This is a genomic window from Limosilactobacillus vaginalis, from assembly GCF_025311515.1.
GTDB classification, from domain to species: Bacteria; Bacillota; Bacilli; order Lactobacillales; family Lactobacillaceae; genus Limosilactobacillus; species Limosilactobacillus vaginalis.
The window spans coordinates 538240-558410 of the sequence record NZ_CP104399.1; the positions used below are offsets into that span (position 1 = coordinate 538240).

At 40.5% G+C, this 20171-nt stretch carries 16 protein-coding genes and 1 other annotated feature; all 16 genes read left to right on the forward strand.

The features are described from left to right. Nucleotides 1–13: 13 nt before the first annotated feature. The 16 genes from mreD to ruvB all read left to right on the forward strand — a co-directional run bounded on the left by mreD (nt 14) and on the right by ruvB (nt 20165). Complete coding sequence (gene mreD, locus N4627_RS02475) at nt 14–568, forward strand: rod shape-determining protein MreD (RefSeq protein WP_260964904.1); 555 nt, start codon at nt 14–16, stop codon at nt 566–568. Between the two features lie 29 nt (nt 569–597). Then, nucleotides 598–829, forward strand: a binding site (T-box leader). A 175-nt stretch (nt 830–1004) separates the two neighbouring features. Continuing rightward, on the forward strand, nt 1005–1652 hold the full coding sequence (locus N4627_RS02480; RefSeq protein WP_040531661.1) for an amino acid ABC transporter permease: 648 nt from the start codon (nt 1005–1007) through the stop codon (nt 1650–1652). Nucleotides 1653–1665: 13 nt separating this feature from the next. Continuing rightward, nucleotides 1666–2313, forward strand: coding sequence for an amino acid ABC transporter ATP-binding protein (locus N4627_RS02485; protein WP_003717711.1), 648 nt, complete (start codon nt 1666–1668; stop codon nt 2311–2313). A gap of 18 nt (nt 2314–2331) precedes the next feature. Continuing rightward, nucleotides 2332–3174 carry an amino acid ABC transporter substrate-binding protein gene (locus tag N4627_RS02490; protein WP_260964905.1) on the forward strand — a complete coding sequence of 281 codons (843 nt, stop codon included), beginning with the start codon at nt 2332–2334 and terminating at the stop codon, nt 3172–3174. Between the two features lie 266 nt (nt 3175–3440). Beyond that, entirely contained in the window at nt 3441–4694 is a 1254-nt protein-coding gene (yfmF, locus tag N4627_RS02495) for an EF-P 5-aminopentanol modification-associated protein YfmF (RefSeq protein ID WP_191337114.1), read from the forward strand. A 6-nt stretch (nt 4695–4700) separates the two neighbouring features. Further along, complete coding sequence (yfmH, locus tag N4627_RS02500) at nt 4701–5999, forward strand: EF-P 5-aminopentanol modification-associated protein YfmH (protein ID WP_124031454.1); 1299 nt, start codon at nt 4701–4703, stop codon at nt 5997–5999. An 84-nt stretch (nt 6000–6083) separates the two neighbouring features. Next, a complete protein-coding gene (locus tag N4627_RS02505; protein WP_260964906.1) occupies nt 6084–7148 on the forward strand; it encodes a helix-turn-helix domain-containing protein in 1065 nt (354 codons plus the stop codon). A gap of 21 nt (nt 7149–7169) precedes the next feature. Then, a complete protein-coding gene (pgsA, locus tag N4627_RS02510; protein ID WP_260964907.1) occupies nt 7170–7757 on the forward strand; it encodes a CDP-diacylglycerol--glycerol-3-phosphate 3-phosphatidyltransferase in 588 nt (195 codons plus the stop codon). 176 nt (nt 7758–7933) lie between these two features. Beyond that, on the forward strand, nt 7934–9292 hold the full coding sequence (locus N4627_RS02515; protein ID WP_003717717.1) for an MFS transporter: 1359 nt from the start codon (nt 7934–7936) through the stop codon (nt 9290–9292). A 182-nt stretch (nt 9293–9474) separates the two neighbouring features. After that, entirely contained in the window at nt 9475–10716 is a 1242-nt protein-coding gene (locus tag N4627_RS02520) for a competence/damage-inducible protein A (RefSeq protein WP_260964908.1), read from the forward strand. Between the two features lie 88 nt (nt 10717–10804). After that, nucleotides 10805–11887: a recombinase RecA gene (gene recA / locus N4627_RS02525; protein ID WP_260964909.1), complete on the forward strand. Its 1083-nt coding sequence runs from the start codon at nt 10805–10807 to the stop codon at nt 11885–11887. A gap of 230 nt (nt 11888–12117) precedes the next feature. Continuing rightward, entirely contained in the window at nt 12118–13677 is a 1560-nt protein-coding gene (gene rny, locus N4627_RS02530) for a ribonuclease Y (RefSeq protein WP_260965071.1), read from the forward strand. A 184-nt stretch (nt 13678–13861) separates the two neighbouring features. Then, entirely contained in the window at nt 13862–16495 is a 2634-nt protein-coding gene (gene mutS, locus N4627_RS02535; protein WP_260964910.1) for a DNA mismatch repair protein MutS, read from the forward strand. 10 nt (nt 16496–16505) lie between these two features. Next, entirely contained in the window at nt 16506–18509 is a 2004-nt protein-coding gene (mutL, locus tag N4627_RS02540; protein ID WP_056974573.1) for a DNA mismatch repair endonuclease MutL, read from the forward strand. A gap of 17 nt (nt 18510–18526) precedes the next feature. Further along, the gene (gene ruvA, locus N4627_RS02545) at nt 18527–19129 is read left to right on the forward strand and encodes a Holliday junction branch migration protein RuvA (RefSeq protein WP_003717724.1); all 603 of its coding nucleotides are present in this window, start codon (nt 18527–18529) and stop codon (nt 19127–19129) included. 19 nt (nt 19130–19148) lie between these two features. Beyond that, the gene (ruvB, locus tag N4627_RS02550; protein WP_260964911.1) at nt 19149–20165 is read left to right on the forward strand and encodes a Holliday junction branch migration DNA helicase RuvB; all 1017 of its coding nucleotides are present in this window, start codon (nt 19149–19151) and stop codon (nt 20163–20165) included. The last annotated feature ends 6 nt before the right edge of the window (nt 20166–20171 follow it).

Below are 20171 nucleotides of genomic sequence, written 5' to 3' on the forward strand. Positions count from 1 at the left end.
TCGAGGTGGTTTAATGTATAGATTATCGAGATTAAGATACATTTTTCCGTTAGGGTTATTTATATCGTTGTTTTTAGATGGTTCGTTAAGTAATGTTTGGGCTAAACTATTTTTTAGCTATCCATATTCAATGATGAGTGAGTTAGTATTGCTTTGGTTAGTTCTCTCGTATTACTTTGAAGAAGAGATTGAAATTCCGTTAATTCCCTTTGCTGCACTTGCAGGGATCGTTTTTGATGTCTACTTTACGGGAATTTTGGGATTAGACATTTTCCTTTTTCCGTTAATTGTTGAACTTACCAAAGTTCTTTCAAGATATTTTAGCCAGTCGTTTTTAACGATCATTATGATTTTCTTTATTGATATTGTTGCCTTTGTAACGTTGACGTACTGGGCATATTCATTAGTTGGGATTACACATATGGATATTGGCGATTACCTTGTGTTTACTCTTGCACCAACCCTAGCGCTTAACTTGGTTTACTTTGTAATCCTCTATTGGCCAATTCAGGCAATTTATACTTGGGCTCTAACACAAAAAAGATCTAAAAAAGGATTGACAAAGTGAATTATCAAGTGTAGGATACATGACAATATCAAAAAACGAAGAACAGACTAGTAAAGAATTAACTTGCTCTTAAGAGAGTTCACTGTGGTGGGATGTGAATGAGCTGGTGTTCTTGAATCACATCTGCAAGTTGATCCATTGAAGTAAGTAGGTGGATCCGGGGAAGCCCGTTACAGCGCGGAGTTTAATTAATGAACTTACTGAGGTTGCTTTTGTGAGAAAGTAACAACATGAGGTGGAACCGCGTGAAACGCCCTCATAGTCATATTTGACTATGAGGGCGTTTTTCTCTTTCCAGATAATTAGACTCACGAGGTAATTACTGTGAGGTAATTATAAAATGAGGTGGGACCACGACTTGCTCGTCCTCTTAAACTAATGTTAGTTTAAGAGGACTTTTTTGTTTAACGTTTTTGAAATTCAAGGAGGTTTTAAAATGTCACTTAATTATGTTTCACAAATCTTACCCTCACTTATTCAAGGGGCTGGATTAACGCTACAAATCTTTTTTTGGACGCTAATTGTTTCAATCCCCTTAGGAATCATTGTAAGTTTGGGACTGACATCGAAGGTTAAGCCGCTTAAATGGATTTTAGAAATTTACGTTTGGCTGATGCGGGGCACGCCATTACTTCTGCAATTAATCTTTGTCTTTTATGGATTACCAATTATTGGAATTGTCTTTCAACGATACGATGCGGCCTTAGTTGCATTTATTCTTAATTATGCCGCCTACTTTGCTGAAATATTCCGTGGTGGTTTTCAATCAGTTAGTGTTGGTCAGTATGAAGCTGCCAAAGTGTTACGGTTAAATTACTGGCAAACCGTTCGGAAGATTATCATTCCCCAAGTTGTTAAAATCGTTATCCCGTCAATTGGAAATGAAGTTATTAACTTGGTAAAAGATTCTTCCTTAGTTTATGTTATTGGTCTTGGTGACCTCTTGCGTGCAGGAAATGTGGCAACTTCACGGGATGTTACTCTTATCCCATTACTTCTGGTTGGCTTAATTTACCTAATTCTTGTTGGAATTTGCACGTTGGTATTACGTCAAGTCGAAAAACGGTACTCATATTTTAAGTAAGGAGGAGTAGTCAATGTTAGAAGTTAAAAATTTAAAGAAAAGCTTTGGCAATCGGGTAATCCTTGATGATGTTAACCTAACCGTTAAAGATGATGAAATTCTTTGTATTGTTGGTCCTTCTGGTGCTGGGAAAACGACATTGTTACGTTGCATTACAGGATTAGATACTCCTGATAGTGGTGAATTCTTGATGGATGGTAAGCCATTCGATCCTCAGGGAACTGGTGCTTCAGATCGGGTAATTGGGGTTGTCTTCCAAGATTTTAACCTTTTTCCGAACCTTTCAGTAATGGAAAACATTACCCTTGCGCCAACGATGGTGCTTAAACAACCCAAAAATGAAGCGGTAAAAAAGGCTCAAGAGTTATTAGCTGAATTAGGGTTATCAACAAAGGGCAATCTTTACCCTTGGCAATTGTCTGGTGGGCAGAAGCAACGGGTAGCAATTGCACGGGCTTTAGCAATGAAACCTAAAATTCTTTGCTATGATGAGCCAACGTCAGCCCTTGACCCGAACCTTCGTCAAGATGTTGCTAACATTATTCTTTCGCTAAAGAAGGGTGGAGTAACCCAGCTAGTAGTTACCCACGATTTGGACTTTGCCGAAGAAATTGCTGACGATTTGTTGAAAGTTAACCCACTTGATCAAGGGCAAGACTAAGAATGAGAGGTGCTTGCGATGCGTAAAATTAAATATTGGCTGGTGCTTCTAGCTTTAATTACGCCCATCATTTTTCTTAGTGGTTGTGAGAGTGTTACCCAACGTGCGAATACTCAAGATACCTGGAACCGAATTGAACGCAGAAAGCGGGTTGTTATTGGACTGGATGATAGTTTCGTACCAATGGGCTTTCGGCAAAAAAACGGGAAATTAGTTGGGTATGATGTTGATCTGGCACGGGCTGTCTTTAAGCAGTACGGGATTAAGGCCGATTTTCAACCAATTGATTGGTCGATGAAGGAAACGGAATTGAAAAATGGGACAATTGATTTGCTATGGAATGGTTACTCAATTAATTCTAGTCGGCGGAAAAAGGTTGCTTTCAGTCGACCATACTTGAAGAACGAGCAGATTCTTGTTACCAAAAAAGCTTCTAACATTTTAAACTTTGCCGGTATGAAGGGTAAATCATTAGGGGTTCAGAATGGTTCAACTGGACTTACTGCATTGGACGAGCGGCCTAAAGCTCTTAAGGACTTAATTAAAAACCAGAAACCGGTCCTCTATGATACTTTCCCGGATGCGTTTATCGACTTAAACGCAAACCGGATTCAAGGAATTTTGATGGATCAGGTATATGCAGATTATTATATTAAGCACCAAAAAAATAGTTCTTCATACAGGACCTATTCTAGTAAAGAACTCCCTGTTGAGTATTATGCTGTGGGGATGCGGAAGGGCGACAAGACTCTTCACCAAAAAATTAATGCTGGACTGGGTAAATTACAAAAGAATGGTGAATTAAGAAAAATTAACCAGAAGTGGTTCGGTACTAATAGTAACTACCTTGGTGCAGATTAAAATTTTTCTGTGACATCTTTAAACCATGGAAGTGGAGAGCGCAAATAGGGTTCCAGAGTTCGGCTATACCGGATACTGGAACCCATTTGCGTACCGCGCTGTTCGTATTTGAACTTGGTAAAAGTACTTATGTCACAGTCCCCACATTTTCTTAAAATTAAATTATTGACAAAGTTTGTAATTTAGAGCGTGATAAAGTATCATTATTCAGTATGATTTAGTTTCGATCTATAATTTTAATTGCATTGGGGAAGGGAGATATATCAGTGGATTATCGTCTTGCTAAGGGTGTCGATTTGCATGTTATTCCGACAAAGCAGTTTAAGATGACCCATATCTTGATTGACTTTGCGACACCACAGACAACTACGAATGCCACAGCAAGGAACCTCCTTGCTAACCTATTGGAAACAAGTACTCATCTTTATCCGACACAAACAGCGCTTGCACGTCAGATGGCAAAATTATATGGAGCATTTGTTTCACTTGGTGTTGGTCGGGTAGGCCGGTTACACACCGTTCGGCTGCGATCAAGTTTTATTAATAACTACTTGGCACAGAATAATTTATTTGCGCAGGTAACCGAGTTGATTAATCAGGTACTGTTCCACCCATTAATTGATGATGGTGAATTTGATAGCCCGACTTTCCGTCTTCAGGTAAATAACCTTGCTAGTTCAATTAAAGCGCTATACGATGACAAACAATTTTATGCTAATCAGCAATTATTAAAGCTCTATTATGCTCCTGATTCTGTTATGAGGACGCCGAGCTTTGGTAAAATTAAGGATCTTGATTACTGTACGCCTGCAAGCCTTGTTCAAACATATGAGAAAATGATTAACCAGGATAAGGTTGATATTTTTGTCTTGGGAAATGTTGATCCTGAAAACGTCCATTCAGCAATTTGTCAGCTACCGTTTGCTGATCGAAATTCACAGCTTCCTGAGACGCCATTTTACTTTCAACAAGCTCATGAAGATGTAATTAATCAAGAAGAACAGCAGCATGTTAGTCAGGCTAAGTTAGACCTTGGCTATCACCTGCCAATTTACTACCGAGATCCGCTATATCCGGCTGCATTAGTTTTTAATGGGCTCTTTGGTGGGACCCCTTATTCAAAACTATTTACTAATGTTCGTGAAAGGGCAGGGTTAGCATATTACGCTTCAAGTCGCCTGGCACCATTTTCCGGGTTAGTTAACGTGCAAACCGGAATCCAGCCAACTGATTACCAAACTGCTCTAACAATGATCCAGGAACAAGTAACCGAACTCCAAACCGGAAACTTTACTGAAGACTTAATGCGTGAAGTTCAGGATGCATTAATTAATCAGCATTATGCTGGCTTTGACCTTGCAAATAATATTTTGGAACACCATCTGGTTAACCAATTGCTTTCATTAGGAGAACAAACGGATTTTGCAAATCAAATCAACCAGGTGACGAAGAATGATGTAATGAAGGTTGCATCAATGATTAAACTACAGGCAAGTTATTTATTGAGTGGTGAAAAATAAAACTATATGAATAAAGAAGTTTATGACGAATTTAACCAACCGGTTTATCGACAACAGTTGCCAACCGGTTTATCCTTGCAGATGATCCCGATGAGTGGTTACCATAAAACTTATGCAATTTTTACTACTGATTTTGGTTCAATTGATAATCACTTTGTTCCGTACGGCAAAAAAGACGCAATTCAAGTTCCAGATGGGATTGCGCATTTTTTAGAGCATAAAATGTTTGAAAAGGCTGATCACGATGCATTTGATCTATTCGGAAAACTTGGTGCTGATTCAAATGCCTTTACAAGTTTTACCCAAACAAGCTACCTCTTTTCTACTACCGATCATGTTCGGGAAAGTTTGAATGTCTTGCTCGACTTTGTTCAAGAACCGTACTTTACAGAGCAAACGGTTAAAAAAGAACAGGGAATTATTGGTCAAGAGATCAAAATGTATGAGGATGACGCTGCTTGGCGGTTATATCTTGGAATCTTAGGCAACCTTTATCCCAATGATCCCATGCATATTGATATTGCAGGAACAGTCGATAGTATCAGCAAGATTACTCCCGAGTACTTAATGGAGACTTACCGGACTTTCTACCAACCTAGCAATATGAACCTAGTGTTGGCAGGGAAGTTGGATCCGGATGAGGTTGTTGAATGGGTTACTAACAATCAAAGTCGTCGGCAATTCTTACCTGCAATAACACCAGAGCGAATCTTTAACCTTCATGATCCAGCTGCTCATGATGTTATTCCGTTTCGGTCCCTAACAATGGATGTTGCCAGGCCAAAAGTTATTGTTGGGTTGCGTGGAATTGAGCTTCCTGACAGTGGTCGAGAACGGTTGCATTACAAATTAGCGATTGACTTATTACTCGATGTCCTATTTGATGATACTTCGGACAATTATTTGCGTTTATACAATAATGAGGTTCTTGACGATTCATTTGCTTATAATTTAGAAATGCAACGCGATTTTTACTTCGCATATTTCAGTTCTGACACGGATCAAATGGAACGATTTGCGGACGAAGTGATTGCTATTTTAGAAAGTGCGGATCAGCAAATTGATGCTGCGAGAACACGCTTTAATGAAATTAAGAATGCGGAGATTGGTCGCTTAACTGGCTTATTGGATTCGCCAGAGGCTGTTGCAAACCATTATGGAGGAAGTTTCTTCGATGGTGCTAACCTGATGGATGAGATTAGGGAATTACGATCAATCAATTTGAATGACCTTTATGATGTTGCCAAACGCTTCATTGTTTCACGGGGGATTTCTGTATTCCAAATTATTCCACAGCACCGTTAATTCAATACTTTCTTAATAATTGATAGCGGGATGCCATGCTATAATTAGCAGGTAGGATTAAAATTCAGAGATGGAGATATCACAATGAGTGAAAACGATAATGAACAACAAATCCAAATTGGAAAGAAGCTACGTGATGCCCGCCAAGCCAAGGGTTACACGTTAGATGACTTACAACAGTTAACGAAAATTCAAAAGCGATACTTAATTGCAATTGAAGACGAAAAATTTGACGAATTGCCAGGGGACTTTTACGTTCGGGCCTTTATTAAGCAATATGCAGATACGGTGGGCCTTGATGGCAATGAGCTGTTAAAAGAGTTCAATGAACAATTACCTAAGGCGAAGACGGAGGAATATTCCGACCACATTAGTCAGGCAGTTGAAACACGAGCAAATCGGCGGAAAACCGTTAGCCAAGGGGTTAGCAAGGTTCGCCAATACATGCCAACCATTATTATTGCGTGTGTAATCGTGATTGTTCTAGCTGCAATTTGGGTAACAGCAATTGTTCGTGGTCATCAGGATGCTTCAACAAAGATCGATAATAGCTCTGTTTCGGTTTCGGGTGAAAGTCGGAAGAAGAGCAGCAGTTCTGTAAAGAAGAGTTCTAATAAGCCAAAGAAGAGTGCGGCTATTAAATTAACAGAAGCTAGCCGGAATAATAATAGTGTTACTTACAATGCTGCTTCATTAAAGAAGGATGCCAAGTTACAAATTAAGACAAGCGGTCGGGCATGGAACAGTGTTACTACTGATGGTACAAGTGCTCTAAGCCGGACAATGGACGCTAATTCAACGGCTAATGTAACTATTAAACGAACTACCAATACAGTTGTTATTACTGTTGGTAATGCTTCAGCTACTACCTTAAAGCTTGGTAATAAGAAGATTAACTTTACGGATAATGGTCGTTACAATAATACTCGAATAGTGACGATCCACTTTGGTAATTCATCAAGTTCATCTGTATCAAGCAGTGTTTCCTCTAGTCGAACTACTAGTGGTCAGCAAACTACTACCCAGACGACGAGAACTAGCCAAACAACCCAAAGCACTACAACTAATGCGGCCCGGACTACTACAAATCAAAGTCAGAACCGGACACAAACGCAACAGTCACAAACTAACCAAACGCAGTCACGTTAATGGTTATGAGGAGGAAGTAATTTGAATTTACCTAATAAACTAACCGTTGTGCGGTTAATCATCATCCCCTTTTTCTTACTGCTAATGGTTCTCCCATTACAATCGTGGGGTGCGATTAGCTTTTGGGGTGCGACAATTCCCGTTTCACAATTTATTGCTGCAATCTTATTTATTGCAGCAACGTTAACCGATAATTTAGACGGTCGAATTGCGCGTAAGCACCACTTAGTAACTAATTTTGGAAAGTTTACTGATCCGCTAGCAGATAAATTACTAGTAATGACGGCATTTATTGTTTTAACTGGTAATCAAGTTGTTCCTGCCTGGGTAACATCAATTATTATCTGGCGAGAATTATCGGTTACTGGGTTGCGTCTCTTGTTGGTAGAGCAAGACGGTATTGTTTTGGCTGCTAAAATGCCAGGGAAAATTAAAACAACTACCCAGTTTATTGCAATTATCTTCTTACTTCTTAATAACGTGATTTTTGCAATTTGGGGAATTCTGTTCGGTCAAATTATGCTATACATTTGCCTATTCTTTACCATTTACTCCGGGGTTGACTACTTTATTCAGGGACGAGATGTCTTTTCAGACGGTTTTAAATAATTATTACTTTTATATGTATAAGAAACGACTTGGCTCATCTTTGAGCGAGGTCGTTTTTGTTTTGATAAAAAAAGTTATTGATATTTTTAGAAAAAATGTTCATTTATTGTTTGAAATATGTTAACATTGGTCTGTACCTTTTTTTGAAAAGGATTTCATATTAAGGAGATGTAGTTATGCTTTCATTTTTGAAACCAGCTCCTGATGCTAAAACTAAGGTTCCAAAGGATAAAATTTCAACCGTTTATAAGTGGCGTCAAGTTGGTGTTTTATTGTCAATCTGTATTGGTTACATTGGCTATTATGTTATTCGTCTTATTTTCACAACCGAACAGAATGACATTATGAAGCAATATGGATTTACTACGGCTGATATCGGGATGGTTCTTTCTTGTTTTGGTATTGGTTATGGTATTTCTAAGCTGTTCATGGGAGCACTTAGTGATAAGAGTAACCCAAATCACTATTTAGCAACTGGGTTGATTATTTCAGCAATTTTGAACTTCGGGTTAGGGGCTACAAAGAACCTTTACGTAATGATGTTCTTAATGCTTGTAATGTCAGTTGCTCAAGGGATGGGGGCTGCCGCATGTCAACGGATCGTTCAACTTTGGTGGGGTAAGAAGCACCGTGGAGCTATTTACTCTATTTGGTCTTCTGCCCACAACGCTGGTGCTTTTGTCTGTGTTGCCGTTGTTCAATTGGCAACTTTCATGTTCTCAGGTTCAATTCCGGCTGTGTTCTACACGGCATCAGTTGTTTCATTGATTATCGCTGCCTTCGTATTGATCTGTGGTGCTGATCGGCCAACAACTGTAGGTTTGCCAAGTATTTCTCAATACACTGGCGATGAGGTTGTTCTTGAAAACGGTAAGGCTTCCTCATCAGAATTAACAAACTTAACCTTGCCACAAATTTTTGTAAAGTACATTTTGACTAACAAGGTAGTTTGGGCGATTACGCTAACTTCAATGTCTCTTTACCTGGTTCGTTACGGGGTTATGAGTTGGATTCCAAGTTTCCTTGTTCAATCTAAGGGCTTCAGTCCATCGTTTGCTAAGTGGTTAGTCGGGATCTTTGAATTAGCAGCTGTTCCAGGTGTTATCATTATGGGTGCCATTTCTGACTTCTTAAAGGATCGACGGGCAATTGTTTGTATCGCTTGTGTTATCTTGCTTTTCATTTGCCTGACTACTTACTTCTTTAGTACAAGTCATGCCTTAATTGTTACTGTTCTTTTCATTATGGGAACTTTAATTTACGCCCCATTAACATTAGTTGGTTTAATGGTTAATGAAGCTGTTCCAAAGTTTGCCGTTGGGTCCTCAACAGGATTCATGGGCTTCTTCCAATACATTTTTGGTGAAACTTTGGCAACTGCCTTAATTGGGGTTTTAGTATCCAAGTATGGTTGGTTAGCAAGTAACATTGTCCTCTATTCAGCTGCAACACTTGCCCTCTTGTTGTTAATCTACATTATGTTTAACGAAAACCGTGTGGCAAAGCTTGCCAAAGAGGAAAATAATAAAGAATAAGCACTAAGCTGTTTTTGTAAGCAAAAGACTCTAGTTTCAGTTTATCTGGATACTAGAGTTTTTTGATCGAGACTTATATCTCTAAGAAATTAGTTATATCATTTATCTAGGACAAAAAATTATTTTCCATAAAAAATAAAATTGAAGTAATTTTACGTTATTGATAGTTGGAGGCAAAAAACATGAATGCAGAAATTATTTCGGTTGGTGATGAACTTCAGCGTGGTGAAATCACGAATACTAATTCAGCATTTTTAGCAAAAAAGCTCAATTCTTTAGGCATTACGGTAGCATCGCAAGTAACAGTCGGGGATGATCCAACTGCTATTATTAATTGTGTACGGGAAGCGCAGGATCGTGCAGAGATTATTTTTATTTGTGGCGGTTTAGGACCAACAGCAGATGATGTTACCTTGTCAGCAGTCGCGAGAGGTGTTGGTGTAATGGTAAAGACCGATGATCAAACCTGGCACCACCTTTTGGGAATCTTTGCACAGCGGCAAATTCCGGTTCAACCGGAGAATAAGCGCCAGGCTCAATACATTGGCGAGCTAATTCCAAATTCGCGGGGACTCGCTTTAGGAAGCTGGTTCAAGACGGCAAAGAGCCGAGTGGTAATTCTTCCCGGACCCCCTGCCGAATTTCAAGCAATGGTGGATCGAGAGGTGCTTCCGCGAATTATCAAAGAGTTTAGTATTCAAAAAACGATCAAAACACGAGCACTCCATTTTCTTGGTCGGCCTGAATCAACCTTAATGAGCGAGTTAAAGCCGATAATGAAGGATTACCCTAACGTTGCTATTACTTCCTACGTCAAGCCAACTAATATTGAGCTCCGGTTAACGATAATTGCAGGTGCACACGCAGATATTAAAGCAACATTTGATCGGGTAACTAAGGCAATTCTGAAAAAAGAGCAGCAATACTATCTGGGAATGGGGAATGACTTTAATTTAGCCAATGAGGTTGTTGGTCTCCTTAAGCAGCAAAAGCTAAAAATTACGGGGGCTGAAAGTTTGACTGGGGGACTCTTTCAAAGTACGATTTGTTCTATTCCTGGAGCTTCGGCGATCTTTGATGGGGGCTTTGTTACCTATTCTGCTGAAGCAAAAATTAGCTTGCTTGGTATTCCTGCTTCACTGATTAACCAAAACGGGGTTGTAAGTAGTGCGACTGCTCAGGCAATGGCAGATTACTCACGAAAGAAGCTTGATGCGGACTTTGGAATTGGCTTTACAGGGGTTGCGGGGCCCGATGAACTCGAAGGACAACCAGCTGGAACGGTGTGGATTGGATTGGCGCGCAAAGGCCAACCTACTATCTCTAAGCAATTACGGTTGGCCGGATATTTGGGACGACAAGAAATTCGCTTACTGAGCGTTCAGTATGGTTTACAGATGCTTTTAAAGGAATTAAGAAAATAACCGAACTTTTGTTTGCTAAAATTCTTGTTTTTTTGCCCAAAACTGTTATGATTATTAACGGATATTCCGTTTCAAAGGAGGAATTATTTTGGCTGATCAACGAAAAGCAGCACTTGATGTCGCAATTCGTAAAATTGAAAAGAATTTCGGTAAGGGCTCCATCATGCGGATGGGGGATGCTGCCGATATGAAGATTGCTACAGTTTCAAGTGGTTCATTAGCAATTGACAAGGCCCTTGGTGTAGGTGGTTACCCCCGTGGCCGAATTGTTGAAATTTATGGTCCTGAAAGTTCAGGTAAAACGACCGTTGCTTTGCAGGCGGTTGCCGAAGTGCAGCGTCAAGGCGGAACAGCTGCCTATATTGATGCTGAAAACGCCCTTGATCCTCAATATGCAGAGGCATTAGGTGTAAACGTCGATGACTTACTTCTTTCTCAACCAGATACTGGTGAAGAAGGACTAGAGATTGCGGATGCTTTGATTTCTAGTGGAGCAGTTGATTTGGTAGTTGTTGACTCGGTAGCTGCACTTGTCCCACGTGCCGAAATTGAAGGTGAGATGGGGGATGCCCATGTTGGTCTTCAGGCACGGTTAATGTCACAAGCATTGCGGAAGCTTTCTGGGGAGATTAACAAGACAAAGACGATTGCCATCTTTATTAACCAAATTCGTGAAAAAGTTGGTGTGATGTTCGGTAATCCAGAAACTACTACCGGTGGCCGAGCATTAAAGTTCTACTCAACAATTCGAATGGAAATTCGGCGGTCTGAACAGATCAAAAACGGCACTAATGTTATTGGTAACCGGACAAAGATTAAAATCGTTAAGAATAAGGTTGCTCCGCCGTTTAAGCGCGCTGAAGTTGACATTATGTATGGCGAAGGAATTTCCAAGACCGGTGAACTTCTTGATATGGCTGTTGAACAAGATCTCGTTAAGAAGTCTGGTGCATGGTATTCATATGGCGATGAACGGATTGGTCAAGGACGTGAAAATGCTAAGAACTGGTTGGCTGAACACCCTGATAGTATGGCTGAACTGATGAATAAGGTTCGTGAAGCTAACGGAATGGAACCGTTAAAGGATACTGAAAATAAGTCTCAAAACGGGAAGCAAAGCACCAATTCTGAAGCTAAGCAGGAAACAATTGAAGAAGCAAGCAAAAAATAAAAGATTTAAATACTAGGAAGAGATTAGACTCTGTAAGTTTAATAATTACTAGCAATAGATAAAGACCGGGAAAACATTTTTCCGGCCTTATTTAATTATTGAAAGAATGGTTGACACTAATTAACGGCAAGCTTAAAATTTAATTTGTGTGGTATTTAATTTATCATACGGTTAAATTAAACTAATTAATTGAACCAATAATAAAAAATAGTGAAAGCGGAGGTGAAATGATGGAAGCTTTCGGCTTAGTTTTCGCCGCGCTTGCTATGATTATCGGTGTTATTATTGGATATGCAATTCATAAGGTTTCTGTTGAAAAGCAACTCAAAGCTGCTAATCAAAGTGCAGAGCAAATTCTTTCCACTGCAAAACAGGATGCTGCGACGGCGAAAAAAGAGGCTATTTTAGAGGCCAAGGAAGAAAGCCATCGTTACCGAGAAAGTGTTGAACAAGAACTGAAACAACGGCGAAATGAGGTTCAGAAGCAAGAAGATCGACTCTTGCAACGGGAAACCTCATTAGATCGCAAAGATGATGCTCTTGAAAAGCGAGAGGGTGCTGTTGGTAAACGGGAGCACCAACTTGAACAACAAACTAACCAGTTAAAAGTATCTCAAGAAAAGGCAGATTCGTTAATTGAACAGCGACAACAAGAATTGGAAAAAGTTGCCCAATTGTCTCACGAGGATGCAAAAACCCAGGTCTTAGATCAGGTTAAGGAAGAGCTAAAGATCGAGCGGGCAATTATGATTCGTGATAGTGAACAAAATGCTGAATTGGTTGCTGATAAAACAGCAAAGAAGCTGATTGTTGAAGCAATTCAACGAAGCGCTGCGGATGTTGTTTCCGAAGCAACGGTTTCTGTTGTTAACTTACCAAACGATGACATGAAGGGGAGAATTATTGGTCGAGAAGGACGAAATATTCGGACCCTAGAAACTCTGACGGGAATTGATTTGATTATTGATGATACTCCTGAAGCTGTTGTGTTAAGCGGATTTGATCCGGTTCGGCGTGAAATTGCTAAGATTGCTTTGGAAAAGCTGATTCAGGATGGACGTATTCATCCGGCAAGAATTGAAGAAGCTGTTGATAAAGCCCGTCAAGAAATGGATGCTAACCTTCGAGAAACTGGTGAACAAGCTCTCTTCGATCTCGGAATTCATTCAATGCATCCGGACTTGATTAAGACAATTGGTCGGATGAAGTACCGGACTAGTTACGGTCAAAACGTTCTTGATCATTCGATTGAAGTTGCTAAGCTTGCTGGAATAATGGCAGCAGAGTTAGGAGAAGATGTGACCCTTGCTAAGCGGGCAGGTCTTCTTCACGATATTGGAAAGGCAATTGACCACGAAGTTGATGGTTCGCATGTTGAGCTAGGTGTTGAATTAACTACCAAGTATAAGGAAAATAAAGTAGTAATTAACACGATTGCTTCACACCACGGTGATGTTCCGGCAAAATCAGTGATTGCCGCGCTTGTTCAGGCTGCTGATGCTATTTCTGGTGCACGCCCTGGTGCGCGGAGTGAATCACTTGAACAATATATTCAACGATTAAAGAAACTGGAAAGTATTGCAAATGACCATAATGGTGTCGATCATAGTTACGCAATTCAGGCAGGTCGTGAATTGCGGGTAATAGTTAAACCAAAGAAGATTTCGGATCTTCAAGCAATTGCTTTGTCTCATGATATTAAACATGAAATTGAACAGGAGCTTGAATACCCTGGTCATATCAAGGTAACTGTTATTCGTGAAACTCGAGCGATCGACTACGCAAAGTAAATGACATGTTAGAGAAAAACGCTTTAATATGGTAAAGAGACTAGGTTATTTCCTGGCCTCTTTCTTTATTTTGCCATTCTCTTTCTTGCACTTGAATTACGCAAAAAATATAATAAATAAAGTAAAGATACGGTAAAAAAACGTTATAAGTTATATAGAGAGAAAAATTACGGGGTGAAATTAGGTGGCAAAGAAAACAACGCCAATGATGGAACAGTACCAAAAGGTCAAGGATCAATACCCAGATGCATTTTTATTTTACCGGTTAGGGGACTTTTACGAGCTCTTTAACGATGATGCAATTAAGGGTGCCCAATTGCTTGAATTAACGCTAACAACAAGAAATCATAGTGCTAAGAACCCGATCCCGATGTGTGGCGTTCCCCATCGAGCCGTTAACAGCTACATTGATGTACTAATTGATAAGGGATATAAGGTTGCAATTTGTGAGCAAATGGAGGACCCCAAAAAAGCCAAGGGGATGGTTAAGCGGGCAGTTACCCGGTTAATTACTCCAGGAACTCAAATGGACTTGAACGGTGATCAGGCTAAAAACAATAACTATTTAGCGGGAATTATCCGTCAAAACGGTCATTATTATCTGGCGTATACTGATTTATCAACTGGAGAATTAAAAACAACCAATTTTGCAAGTGAGGATGAGGTCATTAATGAGCTGATTAACTTGCAGAGTCGGGAAGTTGTCCTTGATGATTCAGTTGAAGATGATTTTAAGCAACAGTTAACTAAACGAAATATTTTGCAATCACACCAGCCTGAAATTGTGAATGAAGCAGAGGTGAGTTACCTAACCCAAGACTTAACTGATGAAGGTCAGCAAGCCGTTGTTTCACTTCTAGTTTCGTACCTGCTCACAACGCAAAAACGTTCACTAGCGCATTTGCAAAAAGCAATTTCTTACCGGCCCAGCTCCTTTATGAAGATTGATCACTATTCAAAAACTAATCTTGAATTAATGACCAACATGCGGAGTGGTAAACGACAGGGAACGTTAGCCTGGTTGCTTGACGAAACAAAAACGGCAATGGGAAGCCGGCTATTAAAACGGTGGCTAGATCGACCGTTAATTGACCCCAAGCAAATTAGTGCTCGTCAGGATAAGGTTCAAGAGCTCCTTGAACACTATTTTGAGCGAAATAATATCCAGCAAGAGCTGATTAAAGTTTATGATTTGGAGCGGCTTGCTGGTCGAGTAGCATACGGAAGCGTTAATGGCCGGGATTTAATTCAGTTAAAGACTTCATTGCTTCAGGTACCAAAAATTAAGTATACCTTAGAGACGCTTGATGCACCGGCATTTGCTGACTTGGAGAAGCAACTCGATCCCTTGAGTGATGTAGCATCCCTGATCGAAAACTCAATCGTTGAAGATCCACCAATTAGTGTGACTGATGGTGGAGTAATTAAGGATGGTTATGATCAGCAGCTTGATGAGTACCGTGACGCGATGAATAACGGTAAGCAATGGATTGCGGATTTGCAAAAGCACGAACGAGAGGTAACGGGAATCAATAACCTCAAAATCGGTTATAACCATGTTTTTGGTTACTATATTGAGGTGACAAAGGTTAACCTCAATAAGATTCCTCGTGACCGCTATGAACGGAAGCAAACACTGGTAAACGCGGAACGGTTCTCAACGCCTGAGCTAAAGGAAAAAGAAGCGTTAATTTTAGGTGCTCAAGAAAAATCAACCGCACTTGAATACGATGTCTTTGTTAAGATTCGGGAGAAAGTGAAAAAGCAGATTAAACGGTTGCAAAGCTTGGCTCAAGCGTTGTCTGAATTAGATGTTCTCCAAAGCTTCGCGGTTGTCAGTGAAGATTATCATTTTGTTCGTCCACAAATGAACACGGGTCACGTATTGAAAATCAAGGATGGTCGGCACCCCGTTGTTGAAAAGTTTATGGGTCATCAAGAATATGTTCCTAATGATGTTATGATGGATGAATCAACGGATATTCTTTTGATTACTGGACCAAACATGTCTGGTAAGAGTACCTATATGCGTCAATTAGCATTGACCGCTGTGATGGCTCAAATGGGGTGCTTTGTTCCGGCAGAACGGGCAGAGTTACCTATTTTTGACCAAATTTTTACCCGCATTGGGGCAGCGGATGACTTAATTTCTGGTGAAAGTACCTTTATGGTTGAAATGATGGAGGCTAATAATGCCCTAATGCACGCTACTGATCGGAGTTTAATCTTATTTGATGAAATTGGTCGGGGAACTGCTACCTATGATGGGATGGCATTAGCTCAAGCGATTATTGAATACATTCATGAGCATTTGCGGGCTAAAACGCTTTTTTCGACTCACTATCATGAATTAACTGCTCTTGAAACAACCCTGTCCCGGCTAAAGAATGTTCATGTTGGCGCAACGGAGAAAAATGGCGAATTAGTATTCTTACACAAGGTGAGTGCTGGACCAGCAGATAAGTCATACGGGATTCACGTTGCTAAATTAGCTGGGATGCCTGAGGATCTCCTGAAGCGTGCCGATCAAATTCTCAGCTCTCTAGAAAAGAAGGATGTAAAGCTGCCGACAATTCCTGCGTCTATTGAGCAGCAGTCTGAGGCAAGTAAGGTTAAAGAAAAAACTGTTCATCCTGCTACTCAACCACCATTGGTTGATCCAAATGGGCAAGTAGAACTATTTGGAACTCCAGCACCCAAAGCAAAGGACCCGGCAGCTGCAAAAATTATTAAGCAGTTAAAGAACCTTAACTTGATGGGGATGACACCAATGGATGTTATGAACCAAATTTATCAATGGCAGCAAAAGTTAAAGTAAGGTGGCATAAATGGGAAAGATCCATGAATTAACTAATGTATTAGCGGATCAAATTGCCGCTGGGGAAGTAATCGAACGGCCCGCGTCAATTGTTAAGGAGCTGGTCGAAAATTCGTTAGATGCTAACAGTAAGCGAATTGACATTATTGTCGAAAATTCTGGCCTGGATAGTATCAGGGTAATTGACGATGGTTCTGGGATTGCGGATGATGATGTTAAAATTGCATTTAAGCGTCACGCTACCAGTAAGATTACAACTCGACGCGATCTTTTTAAGGTTCGGACAATGGGTTTCCGGGGTGAAGCTTTGCCAAGCATTGCCTCAGTAGCTGATGTTACCTTAACGACAGCTACACCGGGTAGTACGACTGGTTCTTTAATCCATATTCATGGTGGTGAACTAGTTGACTTAAAGCCGGGACCAGCGCGTCAAGGAACTGACGTGGTTGTTCGTGAACTTTTCTTTAATACCCCAGCACGGTTAAAATATTTAAAATCCCCCCAAACTGAATTAGCACGAATTACTGATATTGTGAACCGCTTGGCTTTAGCTAATCCACAAGTAGCATTTAGCCTGACGCATAATAACAAGGAGCTATTCCGAACTGCAGGAAATGATAATTTACAACAGGTTGTTGCGGCAATTTACGGCATTCAGGTTGGTAAGAAAATGCTCCCCTTTGCTGGAGAGGATAACGACTTTAAGATTAGCGGTTTAGTTTCCTTACCCGAACTTACGCGAGCATCACGGCAGTACATTACAATTACGATTAATCATCGTTATATTCGCAATTTCGAATTAACAAAGGCAATTATCAATGGCTATGAATCAAAGCTAATGGTCGGCCGTTACCCAATTGCTGTCCTTAATATTCAACTTGATCCCGTATTGGTTGATGTTAATGTGCACCCGGCTAAACGTGAGGTGCGACTAAGTAAGGAACCGCAGCTGGCAGGACTAATTGCAAAAGTGATTCGTCAGCGAATATCGACAGAAAACTTAATCCCTGATGTGGATGCTAAACAATTCATTCCTGACGAACCAGATGTGGATGAATTAGAACGCCAACTGAACGAGGCTGCTAAACAATACGAAACGCCAGCGACTAATTTTGTTCATCCCTCAGCTTCTTCATCTTCTACGAGTGGAATTAAAAACGGTGGTCCAGCGGATGTTGATGCAGCTGATAGCATTGTGCATGAACCAGTTGTTATTCATAAGAAAGATGAACTAGCAAGCTCGCAGATGCAAAAGTTTGACCAGCGCTATCTTGATGAGGGAATTGCTTACCCGTTTGGTAGTCCGGATGAGCAGGCTCCCCAGAAACCTACCCGGGCGGAAAGCATTGAGCTAGATGTGCGCGATAAAAGCGATCAATCCCAAAAACGTTTTCCTGATTTACAGTATATTGGTCAGTTACAGGGAACCTTCCTCTTAGCACAGGCGGGAGACGGATTGTATATTGTTGATCAGCACGCAGCTCAAGAACGAATTAATTACGAAAAGTTTCGCAAAGAGATCGGTCAAGTAAGCGATGATCAGCAAACCTTTTTGGTGCCATTAGTGTTAAATTATTCAACAGTTGATACGATGACGATTACTCAACACTTGGATACCCTTGAGGCAGTCGGTCTTCACTTAGAATCTTTTGGCCCAAACAGTTTTATTTTACGTTCTCACCCCACCTGGTTCGCAGAAGGTCAGGAAGAAGCAACTGCTAAGGAAATGATTGAATGGCTGATTAATGATGGAAAAATTTCAGTTCACGATTTTCGTCAGCGGACCGCAATTATGATGAGTTGTAAACGGGCAATTAAAGCTAATCACCACCTTGATGATCGTGAGGCTAAGGCACTTTTACACCGGTTGCCAAAATGTGAAAATCCCTTTAATTGTCCACACGGTAGGCCAGTGACGGTTCACTTTAACGACCGTGATTTAGAGAAAATGTTTAAACGGATTCAAGATTCGCATGTCCCGTTTGCCCAAGATTTTGATGAACACGAATTTTAAAAGAGGAGTACAAGAGAATGTATGAATACCTAACCGGACTAGTTACAGTGGTCGAACCTCGTTACATTGTGGTTGAGGTTAACGGTATCGGGTACCGACTATTAGTTGCAAATCCTTACCGTTATCATATTGACAAGCGACAAAAAGTAACCGTCTATGTTTATCAAGCTGTTCGTGATGATGATATTTCACTATTCGGTTTTAGTGATGAGGACGAAAAGCAGTTGTTTATGCAATTGATTAATGTTTCTGGAATTGGTCCCAAGAGTGCTTTGGCAATTTTGGCCAATCCAGATCATGAAGGGTTAATCAATGCAATTGCCAATAATGATGTTAAATACCTGACTAGGTTTCCAGGAATCGGTAAGAAAACTGCTTCACAGATTTGTTTAGATCTTAAGGATAAGATTGAACGTTTGGCACCGAGTGAATCTAACTTGTTAAAGCCATTATTACCAGAGAATGAAAATGTTAATGATGCTTTACAGGATGCGCTAGAAGCGTTAACTGCTCTGGGCTACAAAGAACGGGAAGTTAAGCGAATTAAAAAAGAACTGGAAAAGGAAGGAGAAACCTCTACGGAAGAATATCTGCGGCATGCTTTAAGGTTACTAAACTAGTGGAAGGTGGTTAGAGAAGATGGCAGATCGAGATGAACATGAACTGGTTTCTGGCAAGGCAACGGGAAAAGCAGAGTCGGCCTTTGAACTAACTCTCCGTCCGCAAAACTTAGCTGATTATATTGGTCAAACCAAGATCAAGCATGAATTGAACATCTATATTAAGGCCGCAAAAGAACGAGAAGAAGCATTGGATCATGTTCTCCTATACGGCCCGCCTGGCTTGGGGAAGACCACTCTTGCAATGGTAATTACAAATGAATTGGGAGTAAATATCAAAACAACGAGCGGTCCAGCAATTGAAAAGCCAGGAGATCTTGTGGCACTGTTGAATGAATTGAAGCCGGGAGATGTCTTGTTTATTGATGAAATTCATCGCTTGCCCAAAGTAGTTGAGGAAATGCTGTACTCCGCAATGGAAGATTACTATATTGATATTGTAATTGGCGAAGGACCAACAGCACATCCTGTTCATTTTCCACTACCGCCCTTTACTTTAATTGGTGCAACAACCCGTGCTGGAATGCTATCTGCCCCGCTGCGCGATCGTTTCGGCATTGTGGAGCACATGAGTTACTATAACCAGGATGAACTGACAAGGATTATTTTTCGTTCAGCCGGTATTTTTCAAACAAAGATTGAAGATGAAGGGGCACATGAATTAGCCTTGCGTTCACGAGGAACACCACGAATTGCTAATCGCTTATTGAAACGAGTTCGTGATTTTGCTCAAGTTACCGGAAAGGGCTCAATTGATTTAGCGAGTGTTCGTCAGGCATTGAAGCTACTTCAAATTGATGATCAGGGCCTTGATGAGATTGACCGGAAGCTCCTTTTGACAATGATTAACTATTATCATGGCGGTCCGGTAGGGTTAAAAACAATCGCAGCCAATATTGGCGAAGAAAAGTCAACAATTGAAGAAATGTACGAACCGTACCTTCTGCAAATCGGGTATTTGACGCGAACCGCTCGGGGAAGAATGGTTACGGAAGCTGCTTATAAGCATTTAGGCTTAGAGTATCCGACAAAGTGAGGGTTG